At 61.2% G+C, this 21050-nt stretch carries 16 protein-coding genes; 10 read left to right on the top strand and 6 right to left on the bottom strand.

What is annotated here, in order from left to right; genetic code table 11:
* Nucleotides 1–38: 38 nt before the first annotated feature.
* The 3 genes from LOY70_RS25570 to LOY70_RS25580 all read left to right on the top strand — a co-directional run bounded on the left by LOY70_RS25570 (nt 39) and on the right by LOY70_RS25580 (nt 2926).
* Nucleotides 39–1892, top strand: coding sequence for a DUF4105 domain-containing protein (locus tag LOY70_RS25570; protein ID WP_265030607.1), 1854 nt, complete (start codon nt 39–41; stop codon nt 1890–1892).
* A gap of 115 nt (nt 1893–2007) precedes the next feature.
* Nucleotides 2008–2364: a hypothetical protein gene (locus LOY70_RS25575; protein ID WP_265030608.1), complete on the top strand. Its 357-nt coding sequence runs from the start codon at nt 2008–2010 to the stop codon at nt 2362–2364.
* A gap of 70 nt (nt 2365–2434) precedes the next feature.
* Complete coding sequence (locus tag LOY70_RS25580; protein WP_265030609.1) at nt 2435–2926, top strand: GreA/GreB family elongation factor; 492 nt, start codon at nt 2435–2437, stop codon at nt 2924–2926.
* A 72-nt stretch (nt 2927–2998) separates the two neighbouring features.
* Here the strand turns inward: LOY70_RS25580 and LOY70_RS25585 are convergent, their stop codons facing one another.
* Both LOY70_RS25585 and ettA read right to left on the bottom strand, forming a co-directional pair.
* Nucleotides 2999–3943, bottom strand: a complete 945-nt coding sequence (locus tag LOY70_RS25585) for an IS110 family transposase (RefSeq protein ID WP_265030611.1) — start codon at nt 3941–3943, stop codon at nt 2999–3001.
* Nucleotides 3944–4292: 349 nt separating this feature from the next.
* Nucleotides 4293–5957 (bottom strand): energy-dependent translational throttle protein EttA, encoded by a 1665-nt coding sequence (ettA, locus tag LOY70_RS25590; RefSeq protein ID WP_265030613.1) that lies wholly within the window; start codon nt 5955–5957, stop codon nt 4293–4295.
* Between the two features lie 270 nt (nt 5958–6227).
* On the opposite strand from ettA, the gene LOY70_RS25595 reads away from it, so the two are divergent.
* The 6 genes from LOY70_RS25595 (at nt 6228) to LOY70_RS25620 (ending at nt 15456) form a co-directional block, all read left to right on the top strand.
* A complete protein-coding gene (locus LOY70_RS25595) occupies nt 6228–10076 on the top strand; it encodes an EAL domain-containing protein (RefSeq protein WP_413776618.1) in 3849 nt (1282 codons plus the stop codon).
* A 229-nt stretch (nt 10077–10305) separates the two neighbouring features.
* The gene (gene glyA / locus LOY70_RS25600) at nt 10306–11559 is read left to right on the top strand and encodes a serine hydroxymethyltransferase (RefSeq protein ID WP_265030615.1); all 1254 of its coding nucleotides are present in this window, start codon (nt 10306–10308) and stop codon (nt 11557–11559) included.
* 207 nt (nt 11560–11766) lie between these two features.
* Complete coding sequence (locus LOY70_RS25605; RefSeq protein ID WP_265030617.1) at nt 11767–12297, top strand: hypothetical protein; 531 nt, start codon at nt 11767–11769, stop codon at nt 12295–12297.
* Nucleotides 12298–12636: 339 nt separating this feature from the next.
* Nucleotides 12637–13950, top strand: a complete 1314-nt coding sequence (locus LOY70_RS25610; protein ID WP_122564959.1) for a C4-dicarboxylate transporter DctA — start codon at nt 12637–12639, stop codon at nt 13948–13950.
* Between the two features lie 59 nt (nt 13951–14009).
* Entirely contained in the window at nt 14010–14714 is a 705-nt protein-coding gene (locus LOY70_RS25615; RefSeq protein WP_060740540.1) for a FadR/GntR family transcriptional regulator, read from the top strand.
* 28 nt (nt 14715–14742) lie between these two features.
* Nucleotides 14743–15456, top strand: a complete 714-nt coding sequence (locus LOY70_RS25620) for a GntR family transcriptional regulator (protein ID WP_265030619.1) — start codon at nt 14743–14745, stop codon at nt 15454–15456.
* Here the strand turns inward: LOY70_RS25620 and yjiA are convergent.
* The 3 genes from yjiA to LOY70_RS25640 all read right to left on the bottom strand — a co-directional run bounded on the left by yjiA (nt 15448) and on the right by LOY70_RS25640 (nt 18982).
* Nucleotides 15448–16416 (bottom strand): GTPase, encoded by a 969-nt coding sequence (yjiA, locus tag LOY70_RS25625; protein WP_265030621.1) that lies wholly within the window; start codon nt 16414–16416, stop codon nt 15448–15450. The genes LOY70_RS25620 and yjiA overlap by 9 nt on opposite strands.
* Nucleotides 16417–16702: 286 nt before the next feature.
* Complete coding sequence (locus LOY70_RS25635; RefSeq protein ID WP_003182142.1) at nt 16703–16900, bottom strand: YbdD/YjiX family protein; 198 nt, start codon at nt 16898–16900, stop codon at nt 16703–16705.
* 15 nt (nt 16901–16915) lie between these two features.
* Nucleotides 16916–18982: a carbon starvation CstA family protein gene (locus tag LOY70_RS25640; protein WP_265030626.1), complete on the bottom strand. Its 2067-nt coding sequence runs from the start codon at nt 18980–18982 to the stop codon at nt 16916–16918.
* Between the two features lie 158 nt (nt 18983–19140).
* Here LOY70_RS25640 and LOY70_RS25645 point away from each other — a divergent pair, with 158 nt between their 5' ends.
* The gene (locus tag LOY70_RS25645; RefSeq protein ID WP_265030627.1) at nt 19141–19497 is read left to right on the top strand and encodes a PilZ domain-containing protein; all 357 of its coding nucleotides are present in this window, start codon (nt 19141–19143) and stop codon (nt 19495–19497) included.
* Between the two features lie 159 nt (nt 19498–19656).
* On the opposite strand, the gene radA is transcribed toward LOY70_RS25645, so the two are convergent.
* Nucleotides 19657–21024, bottom strand: coding sequence for a DNA repair protein RadA (gene radA / locus LOY70_RS25650; protein WP_025215580.1), 1368 nt, complete (start codon nt 21022–21024; stop codon nt 19657–19659).
* Between the last annotated feature and the right edge of the window lie 26 nt (nt 21025–21050).

Genomic DNA, 21050 nt, shown 5'->3' on the forward strand with positions numbered 1-21050 from the left:
CTTTCGGTCTTTATTTTCGACTTTCCAAGTAGCCGACTATGCTCAAACGCCTTGCCTGGCTGGCGCTCTGTGTGTGCGCCCCGCTGTCCGCCGCGCCTCATATCGACCCTCAACGTTTGCAGCAACTGGCCAATGACCGCTTCTGGATTTCCCTGGGCCACTACGAAACCGCCAAGCTTGGCGGCTGGCGCAGCTATGTCAGCGACAAGAAATTTTTCCTCGCGCCCGACGGCAATGAACATCCCGACCGTGAGTTGACCGCCACCCTGCAAGCCCTGTACGGCCCGGCCAGCGCTGGTCAGCAGCACGCCCAGTGCGTGTTCCCGGCGCGAACGCGCTGGCTCAAGGCGCAGCTCAAGCTGACGGACCTGCCAGCCATCGATTGCCGCGAATTCACCCAGTGGTTCAAGGATGTGTCGCCCCACAGCGCGGTGATGATTTTCCCCGCGGCGTACCTGAACAGCCCTTCGTCGATGTTCGGCCATACCCTGCTGCGCATCGACCAGGCCGATGTGCAAAGCGACAAGACCGCCCTGCTCAGCTATGCGATCAATTTCGGCGCCTACATCGAAGGCTCGGACAACAGCATCCTCTACGCCTGGAAAGGCCTGATGGGCGGCTATCCCGGCCTGTTCGCCCTGGTGCCATACCAGGAAAAACTCTCCGAGTACCGTAGCCTGGAAAACCGCGACCTGTGGGAATACCGCCTCAACCTGAGCCAGGCGGAAACCGAGCGCATGGTCGAGCACGTCTGGGAACTCAAGCAGATTCAATTCGACTATTTTTTCTTCGACGAAAACTGCTCCTATCGCCTGCTCGAATTACTCCAAGTGGCCCGCCCCAGCCTGCGCCTGACCGAACAATTCCCGTTGACGGCGATTCCCACCGACACCGTCAAAGCGGTGAAAGAAGCCGGCTTGGTGGAAAGCATCCAGTATCGGCCGTCCCGGGAACGGGAACTGCTCAGTCGGGCGGAACCGCTCAGCGATGACGAACAACAATGGGTGCTGAAGGTCAGCGCCGACCAGCAGCAACTCCAGGCCCCCGACTTCAAGGCGCTGCCACGGGCGCGCCAGGCGCTGATCATCGATGCGGCTTATCGCCTGGAACGCTATCGGGCCAACGGCCAGGAACGCGATCCGCAGCGTGCCCAGCGCAGCTTTGAATTGTTGCGAGCGATCAACCAGAATCCCGCGCCGGAACTCGACATCCCGCAACCGGGCCTGCCCGAGGATGGCCATGAGTCGCGCACCTGGCAGGCTGGCCTCGGCACCCGGGGCGACCGGGCGTTTGGCGAGTATGGCTTGCGCATGGCCTACCACGACCTCAACGACAACGCCGAGAGCTTCCCCCTGGGCGCGCAGATCGAGATCCTGCAACTGAAGCTGCGCCAGTACGAAGGCAATGACTGGCAGCTGCAGCAATTGGACCTGGCGACCATTCGCTCCCTGACCCCACGCAACGAGCTGCTGCAACCGCTGTCCTGGCAGGTCACCGGTGGCCTGGAGCGGGTGCCGGGCAAACACGATGATGAAACCTTGGTCAGCCACGTCAACGGCGGCGCCGGTGGTACCTGGGCGCTGGGCGAAGATGTGCTGGGCTTTGCCCTGGGCACGGTGCGGGTCGAGCACAACAACGACTTCGCCCAGTTCATCGCCCCGGCCGCCGGTTTCAACAGCGGCGTGCTGTGGAAGAACCCGCTGGGCAACCTGAGCCTGGAAGCCAAGGGCGATTACTTCGTCAACGGCGAGGTGCGCCGCAGCCTGAGCCTGAATCAACAATGGGAATTGTCCCGCAACCTCGGCCTGCGCTTGAGTGCCCAGCGAGAATTCAGCCACCTGGCTTCGCCGGAGAACGAGGTGATGCTCGAGGTGAAGTGGTATCACTATTGACCGAGACCGCTCTGCACGCGCACAGAGACAAACGGATTAATCACGGGGCTTTCACATCGGCCTGACGAATCCGCTTCTAGACTTCTCGTATAAGTGGATGCGGCAGGAAGGCAAAATGAGGCGCGTGGCAGTGGTACTGGGTGTGTTGATGTTGCTCGGTGGCTGTGAAACCACTCATGAAGACCTGATCGCCCGCGGTTATCCACCGGCGTTCGCCGACGGCTACGACGACGGTTGCAGCAGCGGTCGGCAAGCGGCGGGGGTGATTACCGGCCAATTCAGGAAAGACGTGCCGCGTTATCTCAAGGATGCACGCTACGCAGAAGGCTGGAGCGATGGCTTCCGGCAGTGCCAGGCGATGCGCGAAAGCGAGGAGCGTAATGCCTACCGCGATCGTCATTGGGATGACCACGAACGTGCCTGGCAACAAGAAAAGGATCGGGACGCCGGCCGGGCTTATCGCTCGCCGTGAGTCGCGTACAGACATTCGTCGAAACCAAAAGCCTGCAACCATGGCCCAAGCTCCAATAAAGGAGAACACCATGAGCCGCGCTTTCGTCAACGAAGACAACGCCGCTGCCCAGGCCGATCAGCCGGTCGAACGCCAGGTCAGTGCGCAGCCCAATTACGTCACACCCACCGGGCTCGCCCAATTGCAGGCCCGGGTCGCCGAGTTGCAGGCGTTGCACAGCCAACAGGCGGCCAGGAAGGATCAGGCAGACAAGCAGCGCATCGCCGACATCGAACGGGACCTGCGCTATTTCAACCAGCGTTTGCAAAGCGCGCAGGTCGTTGCGCCGACGTCAGCGGATCAGGTGCGGATCGGGCATTGGGTGACCTTTGTCGATGAGCACGATCACGAGCAGCGAGTGCAATTGGTGGGTGAAGACCAGGCCGACGCGGCCAGTGGACTGATCAACTGGGGCTCGCCGCTGGGGCGGGCCTTACTGGGGGCGAAGGTTGGGGATGAGGTGATCTGGGCGCGACCGATGGGGAATCTCGCCATTGAAGTCATGGCGATAACGCTTGATTAACGGACTGAGCGAGTCCGCGATTTCCAGCCAGCCAATCCCCCTGTGGGAGATTCTATGGTGCAGGGCTACCCCCTAAATGCCTTTCGGTAAGTATTCGCTCTGATTCTTCAGCAGGGCGAATACCACTCGGGCAAGCTTGCGGGCCAGTGCCACTAATGCTTCGGTTGTGAGTCCCCGGGCCCTTAGTGCCTCATAAAAACCCTTCCATGCCGCTGTGCGCCTCGCCGACATCGCGGCGTTGTGCATCAATCGACGGGCCTCTGGGTCACCTCGCTTAGACAGGCAGCGGCGTCCCTTCTTTTTCCCTGAGTCCGATATACGCAGGTCTAGGCCCAGAAAAGCGATGAAGGCATCGGCATTTCTGAAATCCCCACGCTGAAACGACGTGAGCAAACGGGCACCGTTCAACAGGCCAATGCCTTCGACTTTCATGCAACGCTTGAGCTGAGCGCCCAAGCCAGCGGCTTCCAACTGCGTCTGGATTGTTTTCTCGAGCAAGATCTCCAGTCGTTGCATGGCCTTTATCTGGTTCTCAAAGGCCCTTTTGAGCAACGGTTCGTTGGACCAACTTTGCTTGAGGCTGACACGCGCCTGGACCAAGGCTGCCCGACGTCGGAAGAGGCTTATAAGCCGGCAATACAAGGGCGATGGCGGGGTCCACGGGTGCAACTGGTGGCCTTCGTTGTTCAAGTAGCGAGCCAACAACCGAGCATCCAGCGCATCGGTTTTAGCGCGAACTTTCACACCTTTGCGGTAATGGCTGAGCTCGTAGCCGCCGATCATGTAGATCACACAGCCTTGCGCATAAGCCAGGTCGGCGAATTCCTGATGATAGATATTGGTGGCTTCGATGGCGACATCCACTGGCGCGGACAACTCCTTGAGCCACTTCTTGATCGCTGCCTTGGTGTTGGGGATCGCTTCCAGTCGATCTGTTTCTGCGTGATAAATCACCAACTCATCTTTGGCGACATCAACACCCACGATCGGCTTTGCGACAGAAACCGGCATTGCCATTGAAAATCCTCCGGGCTAAGGTTTGAACACTTGAAGGGTTCACCCAGAGGCGCAGGCTTGTTCCTATCGTCGGTCTAGGCCAGATGCATTCTTTATTGGCGCTTGGGTGAAAGGAGGAGGGGTGAAATCTCCCACGGTCTGTACTGCGGCTAACAGTCAGAATCGAGCCTTGTCCCTCCTCCTCCCTTCAAGTCCTACCATACAAGCGAGCTTGCTCGCGAAGAGGCCGGCACATCCAACATCATTGCAAGCTGACCCAACGCCTTCGCGGGCAAGCCCGTTCCCACACTGAATTGCCCCCATGAAAAACGGAGCCCGAAGGCTCCGTTTTTTCATGCAACCAACCGACTCAAGCCAGTTTCTTGTGCCGTACGCGGTGCGGCTGGGCAGCCGCTTCGCCGAGGCGCTTCTTGCGATCGGCTTCGTACTCGGTGTAGTTGCCTTCGAAGAACACCGCTTGCGAATCGTCTTCGTACGCCAGGATGTGCGTCGCCACACGGTCGAGGAACCACCGATCGTGGGAGATCACAATGGCGGCGCCCGGGAAGTCCAGCAAGGCCTCTTCCAGGGAACGCAGGGTTTCGACGTCGAGGTCGTTGGACGGTTCGTCGAGCAGCAGGACGTTGCCGCCCTCCTTCAAGGTCAACGCCAGGTGCAAGCGCCCACGCTCACCACCGGACAGGTCCTTGACGAATTTCTGCTGGTCGCCGCCCTTGAAGTTGAAACGGCCGACGTAAGTGCGCGACGGGATTTCATAGTTGCCGATGCGGATCTGGTCGGAACCGTCGGAGATCTGCTGGAACACGGTCTTGCTACCGTCCAGGTCTTCGCGGCTCTGGTCGACGCAGGCCAGTTGCACGGTTTCACCGATTTCGATAGTGCCCGAATCCGGGGTTTCCTTGCCCATCAGCATGCGGAACAGGGTGGATTTACCCGCACCGTTACCGCCGATCACACCGACGATGGCGCCTTTGGGCATGGAGAACGACAGGTTGTCGATCAACACGCGGTCGCCATAGCCCTTGGTGACGTTCTTGAACTCGATGACCTTGTCACCCAGGCGCGGACCGGCCGGGATGTAGATCTCGTTGGTTTCGCTGCGCTTCTGGAATTCCTGGGATTGCATTTCCTCGAAGCGCTGCAGGCGTGCCTTGGATTTGGACTGGCGGGCCTTGGCGCCTTTGCGCACCCACTCCAGTTCTTCCTTCATGGCTTTTTCGTGGGCCGACTGCTGCTTGGACTCCTGGGCCAGACGATCGGACTTGGCTTCCAGCCAGCCCGAATAGTTGCCCTCGTACGGAATGCCCGCGCCACGGTCCAGTTCGAGGATCCAGCCGGCGACGTTGTCGAGGAAGTAACGGTCGTGCGTGATCGCAACCACGGTGCCCGGGAAATCGTGCAGGAAGTGTTCGAGCCAGGCGACGGAATCGGCGTCCAAGTGGTTGGTCGGTTCGTCGAGCAGCAACATGTCCGGGGCCGACAGCAGCAGCCGACACAGGGCCACGCGGCGCTTTTCACCACCGGAGAGGTGTTCGACCTTCGCGTCCCAGGCGGGCAGGCGCAACGCATCGGCGGCGACTTCCAACTGGCGGTCCAGGTTATGGCCATCACTGGCCTGCAGGATCGCTTCAAGCTTGGCCTGTTCGGCGGCCAGCTTGTCGAAATCGGCATCCGGCTCGGCGTAGGCGGCGTAGACCTCGTCCAGGCGCGCCTGGGCGTCCTTGATCACGCTGACCGCTTCCTCGACCACCTCGCGGACGGTCTTGGTCGGGTCCAGCTGAGGCTCTTGAGGCAGGTAGCCGATGTTCAGGTCCGGCATCGGACGGGCTTCGCCGTCGAATTCGTTATCGACGCCGGCCATGATTTTCAGCAGCGTGGATTTACCCGAGCCGTTGAGGCCCAGCACGCCGATCTTGGCGCCGGGGAAGAACGAGAGTGAAATGTTTTTCAGGATTTCCCGCTTCGGCGGCACAACTTTGCTCAGCCGATGCATGGTGAAGACGTATTGAGCCATGGTGAACCTAGCGTCAGTGACAGGTGAAAAGAACGAGCCAGGCCATGCGCGGCGCCGGCACTTGATGGTCATCAATGCCAGCGGGCAGTAAAGCCTGGGGATCTGGAGCCGGAGCGCTCTTGTTTGACCGGCAAAGCTACCTCAACCGTCGGTCAAGGTCCAGCCACCAAGGGCTGGCACTTTGCCACAAGTCAAGGCATGCTAGCCGCCCTTCGGGCGTCCGGCTTATAGTGCACGTCGCGCCAGTCCAGCAAACTGCAGGATTCCAGCTTGTCCAAAGTCACGCCGACCCTGTCCCCACGAGCACCGACTGCTGTGCCCAACGCTCCCCTGCGCGGGACATTGAAGAGCGCGCTGGCCATGCTGGTGCTGGTGCTGCTCGGCTTGCTCTTCTGGCAGTTGCTCGACCAGCTGCGCGAAACCCAGCAGCAACAGCGCCAATACACCATCGAATACACCGCCGACCTGGCCGCGCAAGTCAGCCTGAACATGGCCCTGAACGCGCAAATCGCCCTCAATTTGTTACCGATCGTCGAACAACCGCAAACGGCCGACGAACAGCAGGCCCTATTGCGCAAACTCCAGCAATCGTTGCCCGAGCTGCGCAGCCTGGTATTGCTGAGCCCGTCCGGCAAAGTGCTCAGTGACAGCGCAACCGACAGCCAGGACGCCGACTACCTGGGTGAACTGGTGCGCCGCAGTCGTGCCCAGGCGCACTATTTCAGCAATGCCCAAGACGGCTCCGTGGTGCATCTGCTGTTGCACCAGGCCACTGGCAGCACCCGCGGTTACTGGGCCCTGCGCCTGACGCCAAGCTTTTTCTCGACCCTGACCAAACAGGCCGATGCGGGCTTGCGCCCGTTGTGGCTGGTGGAGAACCGTCTTGACCAGCAGATCATCAGTCGCGACGAAGGCCTGACCTCGGGCCGCCCTGCCCGCCTATCGCCAGATGACCTGAGCAACACCGTGCTGACCGTGCCCCTGAGCAGCAGCGACTGGCAACTGCGCGGGCTGTTCGACCAGCGCCAGGTGATCGAGCAACTGCTACCGGCCTTCATCGGCAAGTGCCTGCTGGGCCTGGCGTTTTCGATGCTGCCGGTGCTCGCGTTATTGAATACGCGCCGACGCCAGCGCCAGTTGCACGAAGGTCGTCGTCGCTACCAGGATATTTTCGAAGGCACCGGCGTGGCCCTGTGCGTGCTGGACCTGTCTGGGCTCAAGGCTTTTTTTGACAGGGCCGGCCTGCACAACGGCGATCAATTGCGAGCCTGGGTGGAACGTCCGCACCAGTTCGAGCAGTTGCGCCAGGAAGTGCAGGTCACCGAAGTCAACCAGATGGCGCTGAAGCTGCTCAACGTCGATTCCTGCGAAGAGGCCTGGCAATTGTTGGTCGGCAAAGGGCCGCAGGACAACAACCCCATTGGCTCGAAACTGCTCGAAGCGCTGCTCGACCCGCACAAACAGCTGGAACTGGAAATCAAGCTCCAGGATGCCCACGGCCGCGATCAACACCTGTGGCTGGTACTGCGCCTGCCGGAAAAGCAGCAAGACTATAACGCCGTCATCCTGAGCATCAGCGACATCACCAGCCGCAAGCTGATCGAGCTCTCGCTGCTTGAACGGGAAGGTTTCTGGTCCGACGTGGTGCGTACCGTGCCGGATCATCTCTACGTGCAGGACGTCATCAGCCAGCGGATGATCTTCAGCAACCACCACCTGGGCCAGACCCTGGGGTACGACCGTACCGAACTGCACCAGATGGGCGAGTACTTCTGGGAAATCCTGCTGCACAGCGAAGATGCCGAGCACTACCACAACCTGCGCCAGGAACAACGGCGCGGCGGGTATACGCAACTGCTGCAATGTCAGCTGCGCTTTCGCCATCGCAACGGCAAATGGCGGTGTTTCGACATTCGCGAACAGGCACTGGCCCGGGACCGGCACAACCAGGTGACACGGATCATCGGCGTGGCCAAGGACGTCACCGAGCAGATCGAGGCCAGCGAATCGCTGCGCGACAGCGAGCAACGCTACCGAATGCTCGCCGAAAGCATCAGCGACGTGATTTTCTCCACCGACAACAAGCTTTCGCTCAACTATGTCAGCCCGTCGGTGCAAGCGGTGCTGGGCTACAACGCCGATTGGATCTTCCAAAACGGCTGGCAATCGATCATTGCCAACCCGCAACAATTGACCGGCATCTACACCTTGATGGACCGCGTCAGCAAAGCCCTCGACAATCCCGAGCAACTGGCCGAATTGCGCAACCAGCTACAAACCCAGTTGTTCCTGTTCGACTGCCTGCGCGCCGACGGGCGCAAGATCCCCATCGAGTTGCGGCTGGTGCTGGTGTGGGATGACAACGGTGGATTCGAAGGCGTGCTCGGCGTCGGCCGCGACATCAGCCAGCAGCGGCGCGCCGAAAAAGACCTGCGCATGGCCGCCACGGTGTTCGAGCATTCGACCTCGGCGATCCTGATCACCGACCCGGCTGGCTATATCGTCCAGGCCAACGAAGCCTTCAGCCGCGTCAGTGGTTATGCCGTGTCGCAAGTGCTGGACCAATTGCCCAACATGCTGACCGTGGACGAGCAGCAGGAAGCGCACTTGCGCTACGTGCTCAAGCAGTTGCAACAGCACAGCACCTGGGAGGGCGAGGTCTGGCTCAAGCGCCGCAATGGCGAACACTACCCGGCCTGGGTCGGCATCACGGCGGTACTGGACGATGAAGGCGATCTGGCCAGCTACGTGTGCTTCTTCAGCGACATCAGCGAACGCAAGGCCAGCGAGCAGCGTATCCATCGCCTGGCCTACTACGACGCCCTGACCCACCTGCCCAACCGCACGCTGTTCCAGGATCGCCTGCACACGGCCTTGCAATCGGCCGAAAGGCAGAAGACCTGGGTGGTGCTGATGTTCCTCGACCTGGACCGTTTCAAGCCGATCAACGACTCCCTGGGCCACGCCGCCGGCGACCGGATGCTCAAGGAAATGGCCACGCGCCTGCTCGGCTGCGTGGCCGACGACGACACCGTGGCGCGCATGGGCGGCGACGAGTTCACCCTGCTGCTGCAACCACGGGCCAGCCGGGAAATGGCGCTGAACCGGGCGATTACCGTGGCCGAGCAAATCCTCGCCAGCCTGGTCCGGCCATTCGTGCTCGAAGGCCGGGAGTTCTTCGTCACCGCCAGTATCGGTATCGCCCTGAGCCCGCAGGACGGCAATGAGCTGAGCCAACTGATGAAAAACGCTGACACGGCCATGTATCACGCCAAGGAGCGCGGCAAGAACAACTTCCAGTTCTATCAAGCCGACATGAACGCCAGCGCCCTGGAGCGGCTGGAACTGGAAAGCGACCTGCGCCATGCCCTGGAACAGAACGAGTTCGTGCTGTACTACCAGCCGCAGTTCAGCGGCGATGGCAAACGTTTGACCGGCGCCGAGGCCCTGCTGCGCTGGCGTCATCCGCGCCGTGGGCTGGTGCCACCAGGGGATTTCATCCCGGTGCTCGAGGAACTCGGGCTGGTGGTGGACGTCGGCGATTGGGTCATCACCGAGGCCTGCCGGCAACTCAGGACCTGGCACCAGGCCAAGGTCCGGGTGCCGAAGGTCTCGGTCAACATTTCGGCCCGACAGTTCTCCGACGGCCAACTCGGCACGCGAATCGCCAATATCCTGCGCAGCACTGGCCTGCCGCCGGCCTGTCTGGAGCTGGAACTGACCGAAAGTATCCTGATGCGTGAAGTCAGCGAAGCGATGCAGATCCTGGACGGCCTGAAAAACCTGGGCCTGAGCATCGCGGTGGATGACTTCGGCACCGGCTATTCGTCGCTCAACTACCTCAAGCAGTTCCCCATCGACGTGCTGAAGATCGACCGTACCTTTGTCGATGGCCTGCCGTCAGGCGAACAGGATGCCCAGATCGCCCGGGCGATCATCGCCATGGCCCACAGCCTCAATCTGGCGGTGATCGCCGAAGGCGTCGAGACCCACGAGCAGCTGGACTTCCTGCGCGAGCATGGCTGCGACGAAGTCCAGGGCTACCTGTTCGGCCGGCCGATGCCGGCCAATCGGTTCGAAGCGCAGTTCAGTAATGATGCGTTGTTCATGCTCGACTGAGGTTCTTCGGTGCCTGCTGTGGCCCATCGCGAGCAAGCTCGCTCCCACATTTGGACCTGTGTCCCCATAACCCTGTGGGAGCGAGCTTGCTCGCGATGGGGCCCGCCAAGGCACCGCTGAATTCTGCTTGAAACCCATTCGTCCGCGACATGACGTCCTTTCATATGCCTTCCAAAACCGGTTGGGTTAGAATGCCTCCCTTTTCTGCCCCCGATCCTTGAGGACCGCCATGTTCAGCCGTGATTTGACTATTGCCAAGTACGACGCCGATCTCTTTGCCGCCATGGAGCAAGAAGCTCAGCGCCAGGAAGAGCACATTGAGCTGATCGCTTCGGAAAACTACACCAGCCCCGCGGTGATGGAAGCTCAAGGCTCGGTACTGACCAACAAGTACGCCGAAGGTTACCCGGGCAAGCGCTACTACGGTGGTTGCGAGTACGTCGACGTGGTCGAGCAACTGGCCATCGACCGCGCCAAGCAACTGTTCGGCGCCGATTACGCCAACGTCCAGCCCCACGCCGGTTCCCAGGCCAACGCTGCCGTGTACCTGGCGCTGCTGTCGGCCGGTGACACCATCCTGGGCATGAGCCTGGCCCACGGCGGTCACCTGACCCACGGCGCCAGCGTTTCCTCCTCCGGCAAGCTGTACAACGCCATCCAGTACGGCATCGACGGCAACGGCCTGATCGACTACGACGAAGTCGAGCGCCTGGCCCTCGAGCACAAGCCGAAAATGATCGTGGCCGGTTTCTCCGCCTACTCGCAGATCCTCGACTTCCCGCGCTTCCGCGCAATCGCCGACAAAGTCGGTGCCTACCTGTTCGTGGACATGGCTCACGTGGCGGGCCTGGTCGCCGCTGGCGTCTACCCGAACCCGGTGCCGTTCGCCGACGTGGTCACCACCACGACCCACAAGACCCTGCGCGGTCCACGTGGCGGGCTGATCCTGGCGCGCGCCAACGCCGACATCGAGAAGAAGCTGAACTCCGCCGTATTCCCCGGCGCCCAGGGCGGCCCACTGGAACACGTGATCGCTGCCAAGGCGATCTGCTTCAAGGAAGCGCTGCAGCCTGAGTTCAAGGCTTACCAGCAACAAGTGGTGAAAAACGCCAAGGCCATGGCCGGCGTGTTCATCGAGCGCGGCTTCGATGTGGTGTCCGGCGGTACTGAAAACCACCTGTTCCTGCTCTCGCTGATCAAGCAGGACATCTCCGGCAAAGACGCTGACGCGGCGCTGGGCAAGGCGTTCATCACCGTGAACAAGAACTCGGTGCCAAACGATCCTCGCTCCCCGTTCGTCACCTCCGGCCTGCGCTTCGGCACCCCGGCCGTGACCACCCGCGGGTTCAAGGAAGCCGAGTGCAAGGAACTGGCCGGCTGGATCTGCGACATCCTGGCAGACCTGAACAACGAAGCGGTGATCGACGCCGTGCGTGAGAAGGTCAAGGCTATCTGCAAGAAGCTGCCGGTATACGGCGCTTAATCAGCTCGCCAACACGTAGCCAAGAAGGCCCGCATCGAAAGATGCGGGCCTTTTTTATTGGCATGCATAACATATGACCAGACAACTAACGCCAGCCAGCATTTAACGTCCTGCAATACAGGCAATCCCACAAGCGACTAATAACTCAATAAGATCCAACTCGCCCCACCCCAAACTTAATCAACCCTTACAGGAGTCAATATTCACATGGACAGTGAACATTCCTTTCATGCAACACTTGATATGTTTAGCGCTCACGTCAACCTACTGGAAAGGCTGCATGGCAAACCCGCGATGGCGACCGTCAGTTCTTTCAGCGGTGGATTTTATACCGGCAAACCCCAGACTCAAGACCACTCACACCTGCTTGGCATGCGCGCTGAAGATCCGAGGACGCGCGGCGAACCCTTGCGGCTGCATTTCCGGCATACGGCGGGGGGCTATCTGCTGACCATAAAAAACGCCGGCGAGCACTACAACAAACTGCTTAGTAAAAGTTGGCTTGAAGTACTTGGCGCACAGGATCCCAATACTAAAACGCCGACACTTTTTACCCTTATCGACTTTCAACAGAATGTCCTCACGCCGAAAACCATCAAGCCCGGTCACAGCCGTATTTCGCTCATGACAGCCAATAGAAAACATGTGGGGGGATTAAGATTACGGGGCTCGCCTTATCTCTATCTTGCCGAGACGAAAGAACAGTCAAAAGCGACGTTCATTCTGAGCATCCTCTGAGATAAATACCCGTAAAACATTGCAATGCAAGGCAGGGCCACCCCATCTATCCCCCTGTGGCGAGGATCCTTGCTCCCTCGCCACAGTCCTGGGTTCTCTCCTTAACTGAGCCACTTAGGCATCTGGCGATATTTTTTCCGGCCGAGAAAAGGCTCAAGATCAGGGCTTTCACTGCAACTGGTAAGACCGGTAAAGCCAAATCATCCCTATCGGGCTTGCATACCCGCGAAAACAGCGCCTAGACTGCGCCTGCACTGGACAAACCGGTAAGACCACAATAATGAAGTCCCGACGCCAGCCTCCCTGGCGAACAAGGACACCGAACCAGGAATCCCTCCCATGCTCAAATGGTGCTCGCGGTCGATCTTCCTACAAGTTGTCCTCGGACTGGTGCTCGGCATCGTCTGCGGGCTTACCCTTCCCGAATACTCCGCACAGCTCAAACCCCTCGGCGACGGCTTCATCAAGCTGATCAAGATGCTCATTGGCCTGATCGTTTTCTGCGTGGTGGTCAGCGGCATCTCCGGCGCTGGTGATCTCAAGAAAGTCGGGCGCATCGGCCTCAAGTCGGTCATCTACTTCGAAGTCCTCACCACCATCGCCCTGGTCATCGGCCTGGTCCTCGCTTTCAGCACAGGCATTGGCAGCGGCGCGAACATCCATCTGGAGCAGCTCTCCAGCGCGGACGTGAACGATATCGCCCAACGCGGCCAGCACATGGTCACTACCACCCAGTTCCTGATGAACCTGATCCCAACCTCGGTGATCGGTGCCTTCGCTGAAAACAACATTCTGCAAGTCCTGCTGTTTTCAGTGCTGTTCGGCAGCGCGCTGAACCTGGTGGGCGACGCGGCTTCCGGCATCTCGCGGCTGATCAACGAACTCAGCCATGTGATTTTCCGCATCATGGGCATGATCGTGCGTCTGGCCCCTATCGGTGTGTTCGGGGCCATTGCCTTCACCACCAGCAAATATGGCCTGGACTCGCTGCAGCACCTGGGCAGCCTCGTCGGCCTGTTCTACCTGACCTGCATCGCCTTCGTCACGCTGATCCTTGGTCTGGTGATGCGTGCGTCGGGCCTGCCGATGCTGCCGTTTCTCAAGTACCTGCGCGAAGAGCTGCTGATCGTACTCGGCACCGCGTCGTCCGATGCCGTACTGCCCCAGATCATGCGCAAGCTCGAACACCTGGGGATCGGCAGCTCCACCGTGGGCCTGGTGATTCCAACCGGTTACTCATTCAACCTGGACGGGTTTTCCATCTACCTGACCCTGGCGATTGTCTTTATTGCCAACGCCACCGGTACGCCCTTGGCCCTGAGCGATCTGTTGACCATCCTGCTGGTATCCCTGATCACGTCCAAGGGCGCCCACGGAATTCCCGGCTCGGCGCTGGTGATCCTGGCGGCGACGCTGACCGCGATCCCGGCGATCCCGGTGGTCGGCCTGGTCCTGGTGTTGGCCGTGGACTGGTTCATGGGCATTGGCCGGGCCCTGACCAACCTGATCGGCAACTGTGTGGCGACCGTGGCGATTGCCCGCTGGGAGAAAGACATCGACGTTCCCCGGGCGCGCAAGGTGCTGTCCGGCCAACAAGGCTATACCTTTCAACCCAGAAAACCGGTGGGCAGTGCCCATCACCAGCAATTCTGAAAGACGGCGATGCCGGCCCGAGAGCCGGCATCGCCTGATTGATTTCCAAGGAGTCACATGTGATCAGTTCATCGACCGTCGTCAATTCCGTGGTGGAGAAACTCCGCGCCGCCCTCGCCCGGGGCCAGTGGCGCTCGGGCGACATGCTGCCCGGCCAGCGCGAGTTGGCCGAGCAACTGGGCATCAGCCGGCCAAGCCTGCGTGAAGCGGTGATTGTCCTGGAGACCTTGGGCCTGGTGCGCTCGATGCCCGGCAAAGGCGTCGTGGTGCTGGAGGCCAATCCCGGCGATGCCGTCAGCGAAGGCAGTGCCATGGCCGGCGCGAGCCTGGAAGACCTGCTGCAACTGCGCTACACACTGGAACCCTTCATCGTCGGCCTGGTGGCCCAGTCCATCAGCAGCAAAGATGTCGGCCAGTTGCGCCTGACCCTCATGGACATGCGCGAAGCCCTGGAAGCCAACGACAGCGACGCCTGCGCCAACGCCTACATCGCTTTCCATGAAGAACTGTTTGCCCTGACGTCCAACCCGATCTTCCAGAACGTGGTCCAGCAGACCAGCAACGCCCTCAAGCAAAGCGCCGATGTGTTGCGCAACTCGCCCGAGCATCTGGCCGAACGCCTGGAAGAGAACGAAGCCGTGGTCCGTGCCATTCGTGGCAAGAACAGCGCCCAGGCCAGCGCCGAAATGCGTCGGCACATTCTCAGGGAAGGCCAGCGCATGGGCATCGAATTGAATATTCCGGACGACAACCTCGGCACTTGAGCCTGGGCCTGGGCCTGCGGAGACCGCCATGAACACTCTCGTTTCCCATCGACACAACCGCAATGTACTCGCCACCCTGCCCCTGCCCGGCCGGATCGGCAAACCGTCGGTGGACGATATCTACCCGCGGATATTCGACGCCATCCTCGAACAACGCATTGCCCCGGCCAGCCGCTTCACCGAGGAAGGCCTGGGGGATGTGTTCGGTGTCAGCCGCAGCATCATTCGCCGCGTGCTGGCGCGCCTGTCCCATCAGCAAGTGGTGATATTGCGGCCCAACCACCGGCCACAAGTCGCCGCGCCGGATCTGGAGCAGACGCGGCAGATCCTCCATGCTCGCCGCCTGGCCGAGCAGACCCTGGTGCGCCTGGCCTGCAAGGCGCCGCAACCCAAGGACTTGCAGCGCCTGCGTGATCTGGTGGAGCACGAGCGTCAGTGCCTGGACCGTGGCGAGCGTGGCCCGGCGATACGCCTGTCCGGTGAGTTTCACCTGCACCTGGCCGCCATGGCCGGCAACGCGCCGTTGATGCAATTCCTCAGCAACCTGGTGCCCTTGACGTCGTTGGCCCTGGCACGCCACGAGGTCAAGTCCCGCAGGCATTGCGCCTGGCAGGAACACCTGGCGATCGTCGACGCGGTGGAAGGCCGCAACGTCAATGAAGCGGTGCGGTTGATGGACGAGCACCTGGACCATCTGGAGCAAAAACTGCTGCGGGTCGCAGGCGCGGGATCGTCAAAGTAGCGCGGCTTCGAAGCCAGCGCGGATCTTTTCTTCGGGCAGTTCGTCGGCGATGAACACGATCACGCTTTCCCGGGCTTCGCCGGGCGCCCATTCAGTGTCCCAATCGAAACCGTACAGCTTGAGTACGCCTTGGAACACCAGCCGGCGGGGTTCGCCGGCGATGTTCAGCACGCCTTTGTAGCGCAGCAATTGCTTGCCGTGCTCTTCCAGCAACTGGTTCATGAACTCGCTGAGCTTGTCGATATCCAGGGCCTTGTCGGTGCGCAGCACCAGGCTGCTGATGCGATCGCCCGGGGTTGCCTTGCCCACCGGCCGCAGGCTGAACCCTGCGCCCAGGTCCGCATTGAGATTGAAGCCGCGAATGTCGAGCAACTCGGCCAGGTCGATCTGGCCGTGTTCAACCACCCTGATCGGTGCCCGCCGGTTTATGCGCGTCAGGCGCTCGCCCAGGGCCTGGACCTGGGCGGCGTCCACCAGGTCGGTCTTGCTCAGGAGCAGGCGGTCGGCAAACCCGACCTGGGCCTGGGCGATGGCCTGGGTCAGGTGGATGTCGGCGTGAGCCGCGTCCACCAGGGTCAGGATCCCGTCGAGGATGTAGCGCTCGCGCAGGTCCTCGTCGATGAAGAACGTCTGCGCCACCGGGGCCGGGTCGGCCAGGCCGGTGCACTCGATCACCAGGCGGTCGAAGGCGATCTCGCCGCTGTCCAGCCGTTCAAGCAGCAGGTACAGGGCTTTGGTCAGGTCGGTGTGGATGGTGCAGCACACGCAGCCATTAGCCAGGGTCATGACTTGCACCGGCTCGTTGCCCAGCAACTGGGTGTCGATACCGGCATCACTGAATTCGTTCTCGATCACGGCGATTTTCAGGCCGTGCTCGGCCTTGAGCAGATGGCGCAACAGCGTGGTCTTGCCTGCGCCGAGAAAGCCGCTGAGGATGGTGACCGGGATGGGAGAGGACAAACTGAATCTCCTTGATGCCTGAAAGGAAAACGGTTCTGTGGGAGCGAGCCTGCTCGCGAAGGCGGTGGGTCAGTTGAGATCGATGCTACTGACCCGACGCCATCGCGAGCAAGCTCGCTCCCACAAGTGGATCTGTGGTAGCACGCAGATGTTGCCCCCCCAAAAACAACTGTGGGAGCGAGCTTGCTCGCGATGGCGGTGGGTCAGTCAACATCATCATTAACTGACACTCCGCCTTCGCGAGCAAGCCCGCTCCCACAGGGGGTACTTCAACCCAAGCGGTGCTTCAACAACACTTGGGCCCACCCTTGCCACCGTAACGGGCCTCCTGGCGTTCGCGGAAGAACGCCTCGTAGTCCATCATCGGTTTGTCCGGGTGCTTGGTTTGCATGTGCTCGACGTAGTTGTCGTAGTCGGGCATGCCGACCATCAGGCGCGCGGCCTGACCGAGGTATTTACCGAGGCGACTCAAGTCATTGAACATCGTTGCAATCCTCTATCAAGCGTCCGGCACGGCCTGGAATGGCGCTTCCTTGTCCGTGCGTTCCTGGGTGCCCCAGGCGGCGATGCCGACCTTGAGTGCGTAGAACAGGATGCTGAATACCACGAACAGGAACAACACCGTCAGCGTGGCGTTGGTGTAGGCGTTGAACACCACGTGCTGCATCTGCTCGATGCTCTTGGCCGGGGCCAGGACCTGGCCGGCCGCCAGGGCATCGTTGTATTTGCGCGCCAGGGCCAGGAAGCCGATCGCCGGGTTGGCGTCGAACAGCTTGATCAGGCCCGCCGTGGTGGTGCAGATCAACAGCCAGACCGCCGGCAGCATGGTCACCCAGACGTAGCGCTGGCGCTTCATCTTGATCAGCACCACGGTGGCGAGCATCAGGGCGATACCGGCCAGCATCTGGTTGGAGATGCCGAACAGCGGCCACAAGGTGTTGATGCCGCCCAGCGGATCGATCACGCCCTGGTACAGCAGGTAGCCCCACAGCGCCACGCAACCGGCGGTGGCGATCAGGTTGGCGGTCCAGGATTCGGTGCGCTTGAGCGCCGGCACGAACGAGCCCAGCAAGTCCTGCAGCATGAACCGCCCGGCACGGGTGCCGGCGTCCACCGCCGTGAGGATGAACAGCGCTTCGAACAGGATCGCGAAGTGGTACCAGAACGCCATGGTGTTTTCACCCGGCAGCACCGAATGCAGGATCTGCGCGATACCGACCGCCAGGGTCGGCGCACCGCCGGCACGGGCCAGGACGGTGGTTTCGCCGATGTCCTTGGCCACCGCTTGCAGCGCCTCGGGGGTGATTGCAAAGCCCCAGCTGCTGACGGTTTGCGCCACGGCCACCACGTCACCGCCGACGATGGCCGCCGGGCTGTTCATGGCGAAGTACACGCCTGGCTCGATCACCGAAGCGGCCACCATGGCCATGATCGCCACGAACGACTCCATCAGCATGCCGCCGTAACCGATGTAGCGGGCGTTGACTTCGTTATCCAGCAGCTTGGGCGTGGTGCCCGAGGAGATCAGCGCATGGAAGCCCGAGACCGCGCCACAGGCGATGGTGATGAACAGGAACGGGAACAGCCCGCCCTTCCACACCGGGCCGGTGCCGTCGGTGAACTGGGTCAGCGCCGGCATTTTCAGCTCGGGCATGGTGACCAGGATGCCGATGGCCAGGGCGACGATGGTGCCGATCTTGAGGAACGTCGACAGGTAGTCCCGCGGGGCCAGGATCAGCCACACCGGCAGCACCGCCGCGACGAAACCGTAGCCGATCAGCATCCAGGTGATCTGGATCCCGGTGAAGGAGAAGGCCTTGGCCCAGACCGGGTCGGCGGCGATCTGCCCGCCCAGCCAGATCGAGCCCAGCAGCAACAGCACGCCGATGAGCGAGATTTCACCGATGCGGCCCGGGCGGATGTAGCGCATGTAGATGCCCATGAACATCGCGATCGGGATGGTCGCCATCACCGTGAAGATCCCCCACGGGCTCTCGGCCAGGGCCTTGACCACGATCAGCGCCAGTACCGCGAGGATGATGATCATGATCAGGAAGCAGCCGAACAGCGCGATGGTGCCGGGGATGCGGCCCATTTCTTCGCGGACCATGTCGCCCAGGGAACGACCGTTACGGCGGGTGGACAGGAACAGGATCATGAAGTCCTGCACCGCACCGGCCAGCACCACGCCGGCGATCAGCCAGAGCGTGCCGGGCAGGTAGCCCATCTGCGCCGCCAATACCGGCCCGACCAGCGGCCCCGCGCCGGCAATGGCCGCGAAGTGGTGGCCGAAAAGGATGTGTTTGTTGGTCGGGACATAGTCCAGGCCGTCGTTGTTGAGCACAGCGGGGGTGGCCCGGCGCGCATCGAGTTGCATCACGTTGTTGGCGATGAAGAGGCTGTAGTAGCGGTAGGCGACCAGGTAGATGGCCACGGCGGCGACGACGATCCAGAGGGCGTTGATCGCCTCGCCTCGACGCAACGCCACGACGCCCAGAGCGCATGCCCCTACAACGGCCAGCAGTAGCCAGGGTAAATGGCGCAGCAGGCTATTATTGTTTTTCATTTTTATATTCCAGCCAGGGTGGACAAGAAAGAGTGCCATCAGAGTTTAGCGCTAACCCGGGTAAAGGCCATACCTGACATTCGTCTGTCACCGGCCGAACGGTGACGATGACCGGCCAGTAGGGTCTATAGTCATTACATCTTCAGAGGGAAAGCGTAATGAGCGAACGCCGCCGCTTCGTACGAATAGAGTTCCATGCCAAGACCGAGCTGACCCAGGGCCCATTCACCTGGCCGGTGAAACTGCTGGACCTGTCCCTCAAGGGCCTGCTGATCGAAAAACCCGAGCCCTGGCTTGGCAATCCCGAAGAGACCTTCGTAGCCGACATTCACCTGAGCAATGAGGTGGAAGTGCGGATGGAGGTTCTGTTGGCCCACGACGACCACGGCCACCTGGGCTTTGTCTGCAAACATATCGACCTGGACTCCATCGCCCATCTGCGCCGCCTGGTGGAGCTGAACCTGCCCGATAATGGTGAGCTGGAGCGGGAGTTGGCGGCGTTGATCCAGATTTGAATCAACACCGATCCCTTGTGGCGAGGGGATTTATCCCCGCTGGGCTGCGAAGCAGCCCCCAAATAAGCGACGCCAATCGACCTGAAACACCGAGTTGTTAGGTTTTAGGGCTGCTTCGCAGCCCAACGGGGATAAATCCCCTCGCCACAGGACCGTGGCTCATTCGAACAACGCATCCAACGCCTGCTCCAGGCGTGTCACCGCAATGATCTGCAACCCCGGCGGCGCTTCCTTCGGTGCATTGCCCTTGGGCACGATGGCGCGCTTGAAGCCATGCTTGGCCGCTTCCTTGAGCCGCTCCTGGCCACTGGGCACCGGCCGGACTTCCCCCGACAGCCCTACTTCGCCGAATACGAGCAGATCATGGGGCAGCGGTCGATTGCGCAGGCTGGACATGACCGCCGCCATCAGCGCCAGGTCGGAGGCGGTTTCCAGCACCTTGACCCCACCGACCACGTTGAGAAAAACGTCCTGGTCGTGAGTCGGAATCCCACCATGTCGATGCAGGACCGCCAACAGCATGGCCAGCCGATTCTGATCCAGGCCCAAGGTGACCCGCCGCGGGTTCGCCAGGTGACTGTCATCCACCAGTGCTTGCACTTCCACCAACATTGGCCGGGTGCCTTCCCAGGTCGCCATGACCACGCTGCCCGGCACTTCTTCCTGGGCACGCGTCAGGAAGATCGCCGAAGGGTTGGAGACTTCTTTCAGGCCTTTGTCGGTCATGCCGAACACACCCAGTTCGTTGACGGCGCCAAAGCGGTTCTTCACGGCCCGCAATAAACGCAGGCGCCCATCCGACTCGCCTTCGAAATACAACACAGTGTCGACCATGTGCTCCAGCACGCGCGGCCCCGCCAACGCACCTTCCTTGGTGACGTGGCCCACCAGGAAAATCGCGGTGCCGCTCTGCTTGGCGTAACGCACCAGCAAGGCCGCGCTTTCGCGCACCTGGGAGACGCCGCCCGGGGCCGATTGCAGTTGTTCGGTGAAAATGGTCTGGATCGAATCGATCACCATCACCTTGGGCTTTTCCAGGCGAGCCGTGGCGATGATGGTTTCAATGCAGGTCTCGGTCATGACCCGCAGTTGGTCCTGGGGCAGCCCCAGGCGCCGGGCGCGCATGGCGACTTGCTGTTGGGACTCCTCCCCGGTGACGTACAGCGCCGGCATGCGGGTGGCGAGGTTGCACAAGGTTTGCAGGAGGATGGTGGATTTGCCGATACCCGGGTCCCCGCCGATCAGCACCACCGAACCGTCTACCAGGCCGCCGCCCAGCACGCGGTCGAGTTCACCGGAAGCGGTGGAAAAACGTGGGATTTCCTCAACGCTGACTTCGGCCAGGGTCTTGATCTGCGCCTGCTGTCCGGCCCAACCGGTGCGGCCGGTGGGCGCTGCCGCGCCGCCGCTTTCCACCATGGTTTCGGTCAGGGTGTTCCAGGCTCCGCACTCGCTGCACTGGCCGGCCCATTTGGGAAAGGTCGAACCGCACTCGGTGCAGCCGTACATGCGCTTTGCCTTGGCCATCTGAACTCCCGGATAAAAACCGCGAT

The sequence above is a fragment of the Pseudomonas sp. B21-054 genome, from assembly GCF_026016345.1.
GTDB lineage: Bacteria > Pseudomonadota > Gammaproteobacteria > Pseudomonadales > Pseudomonadaceae > Aquipseudomonas.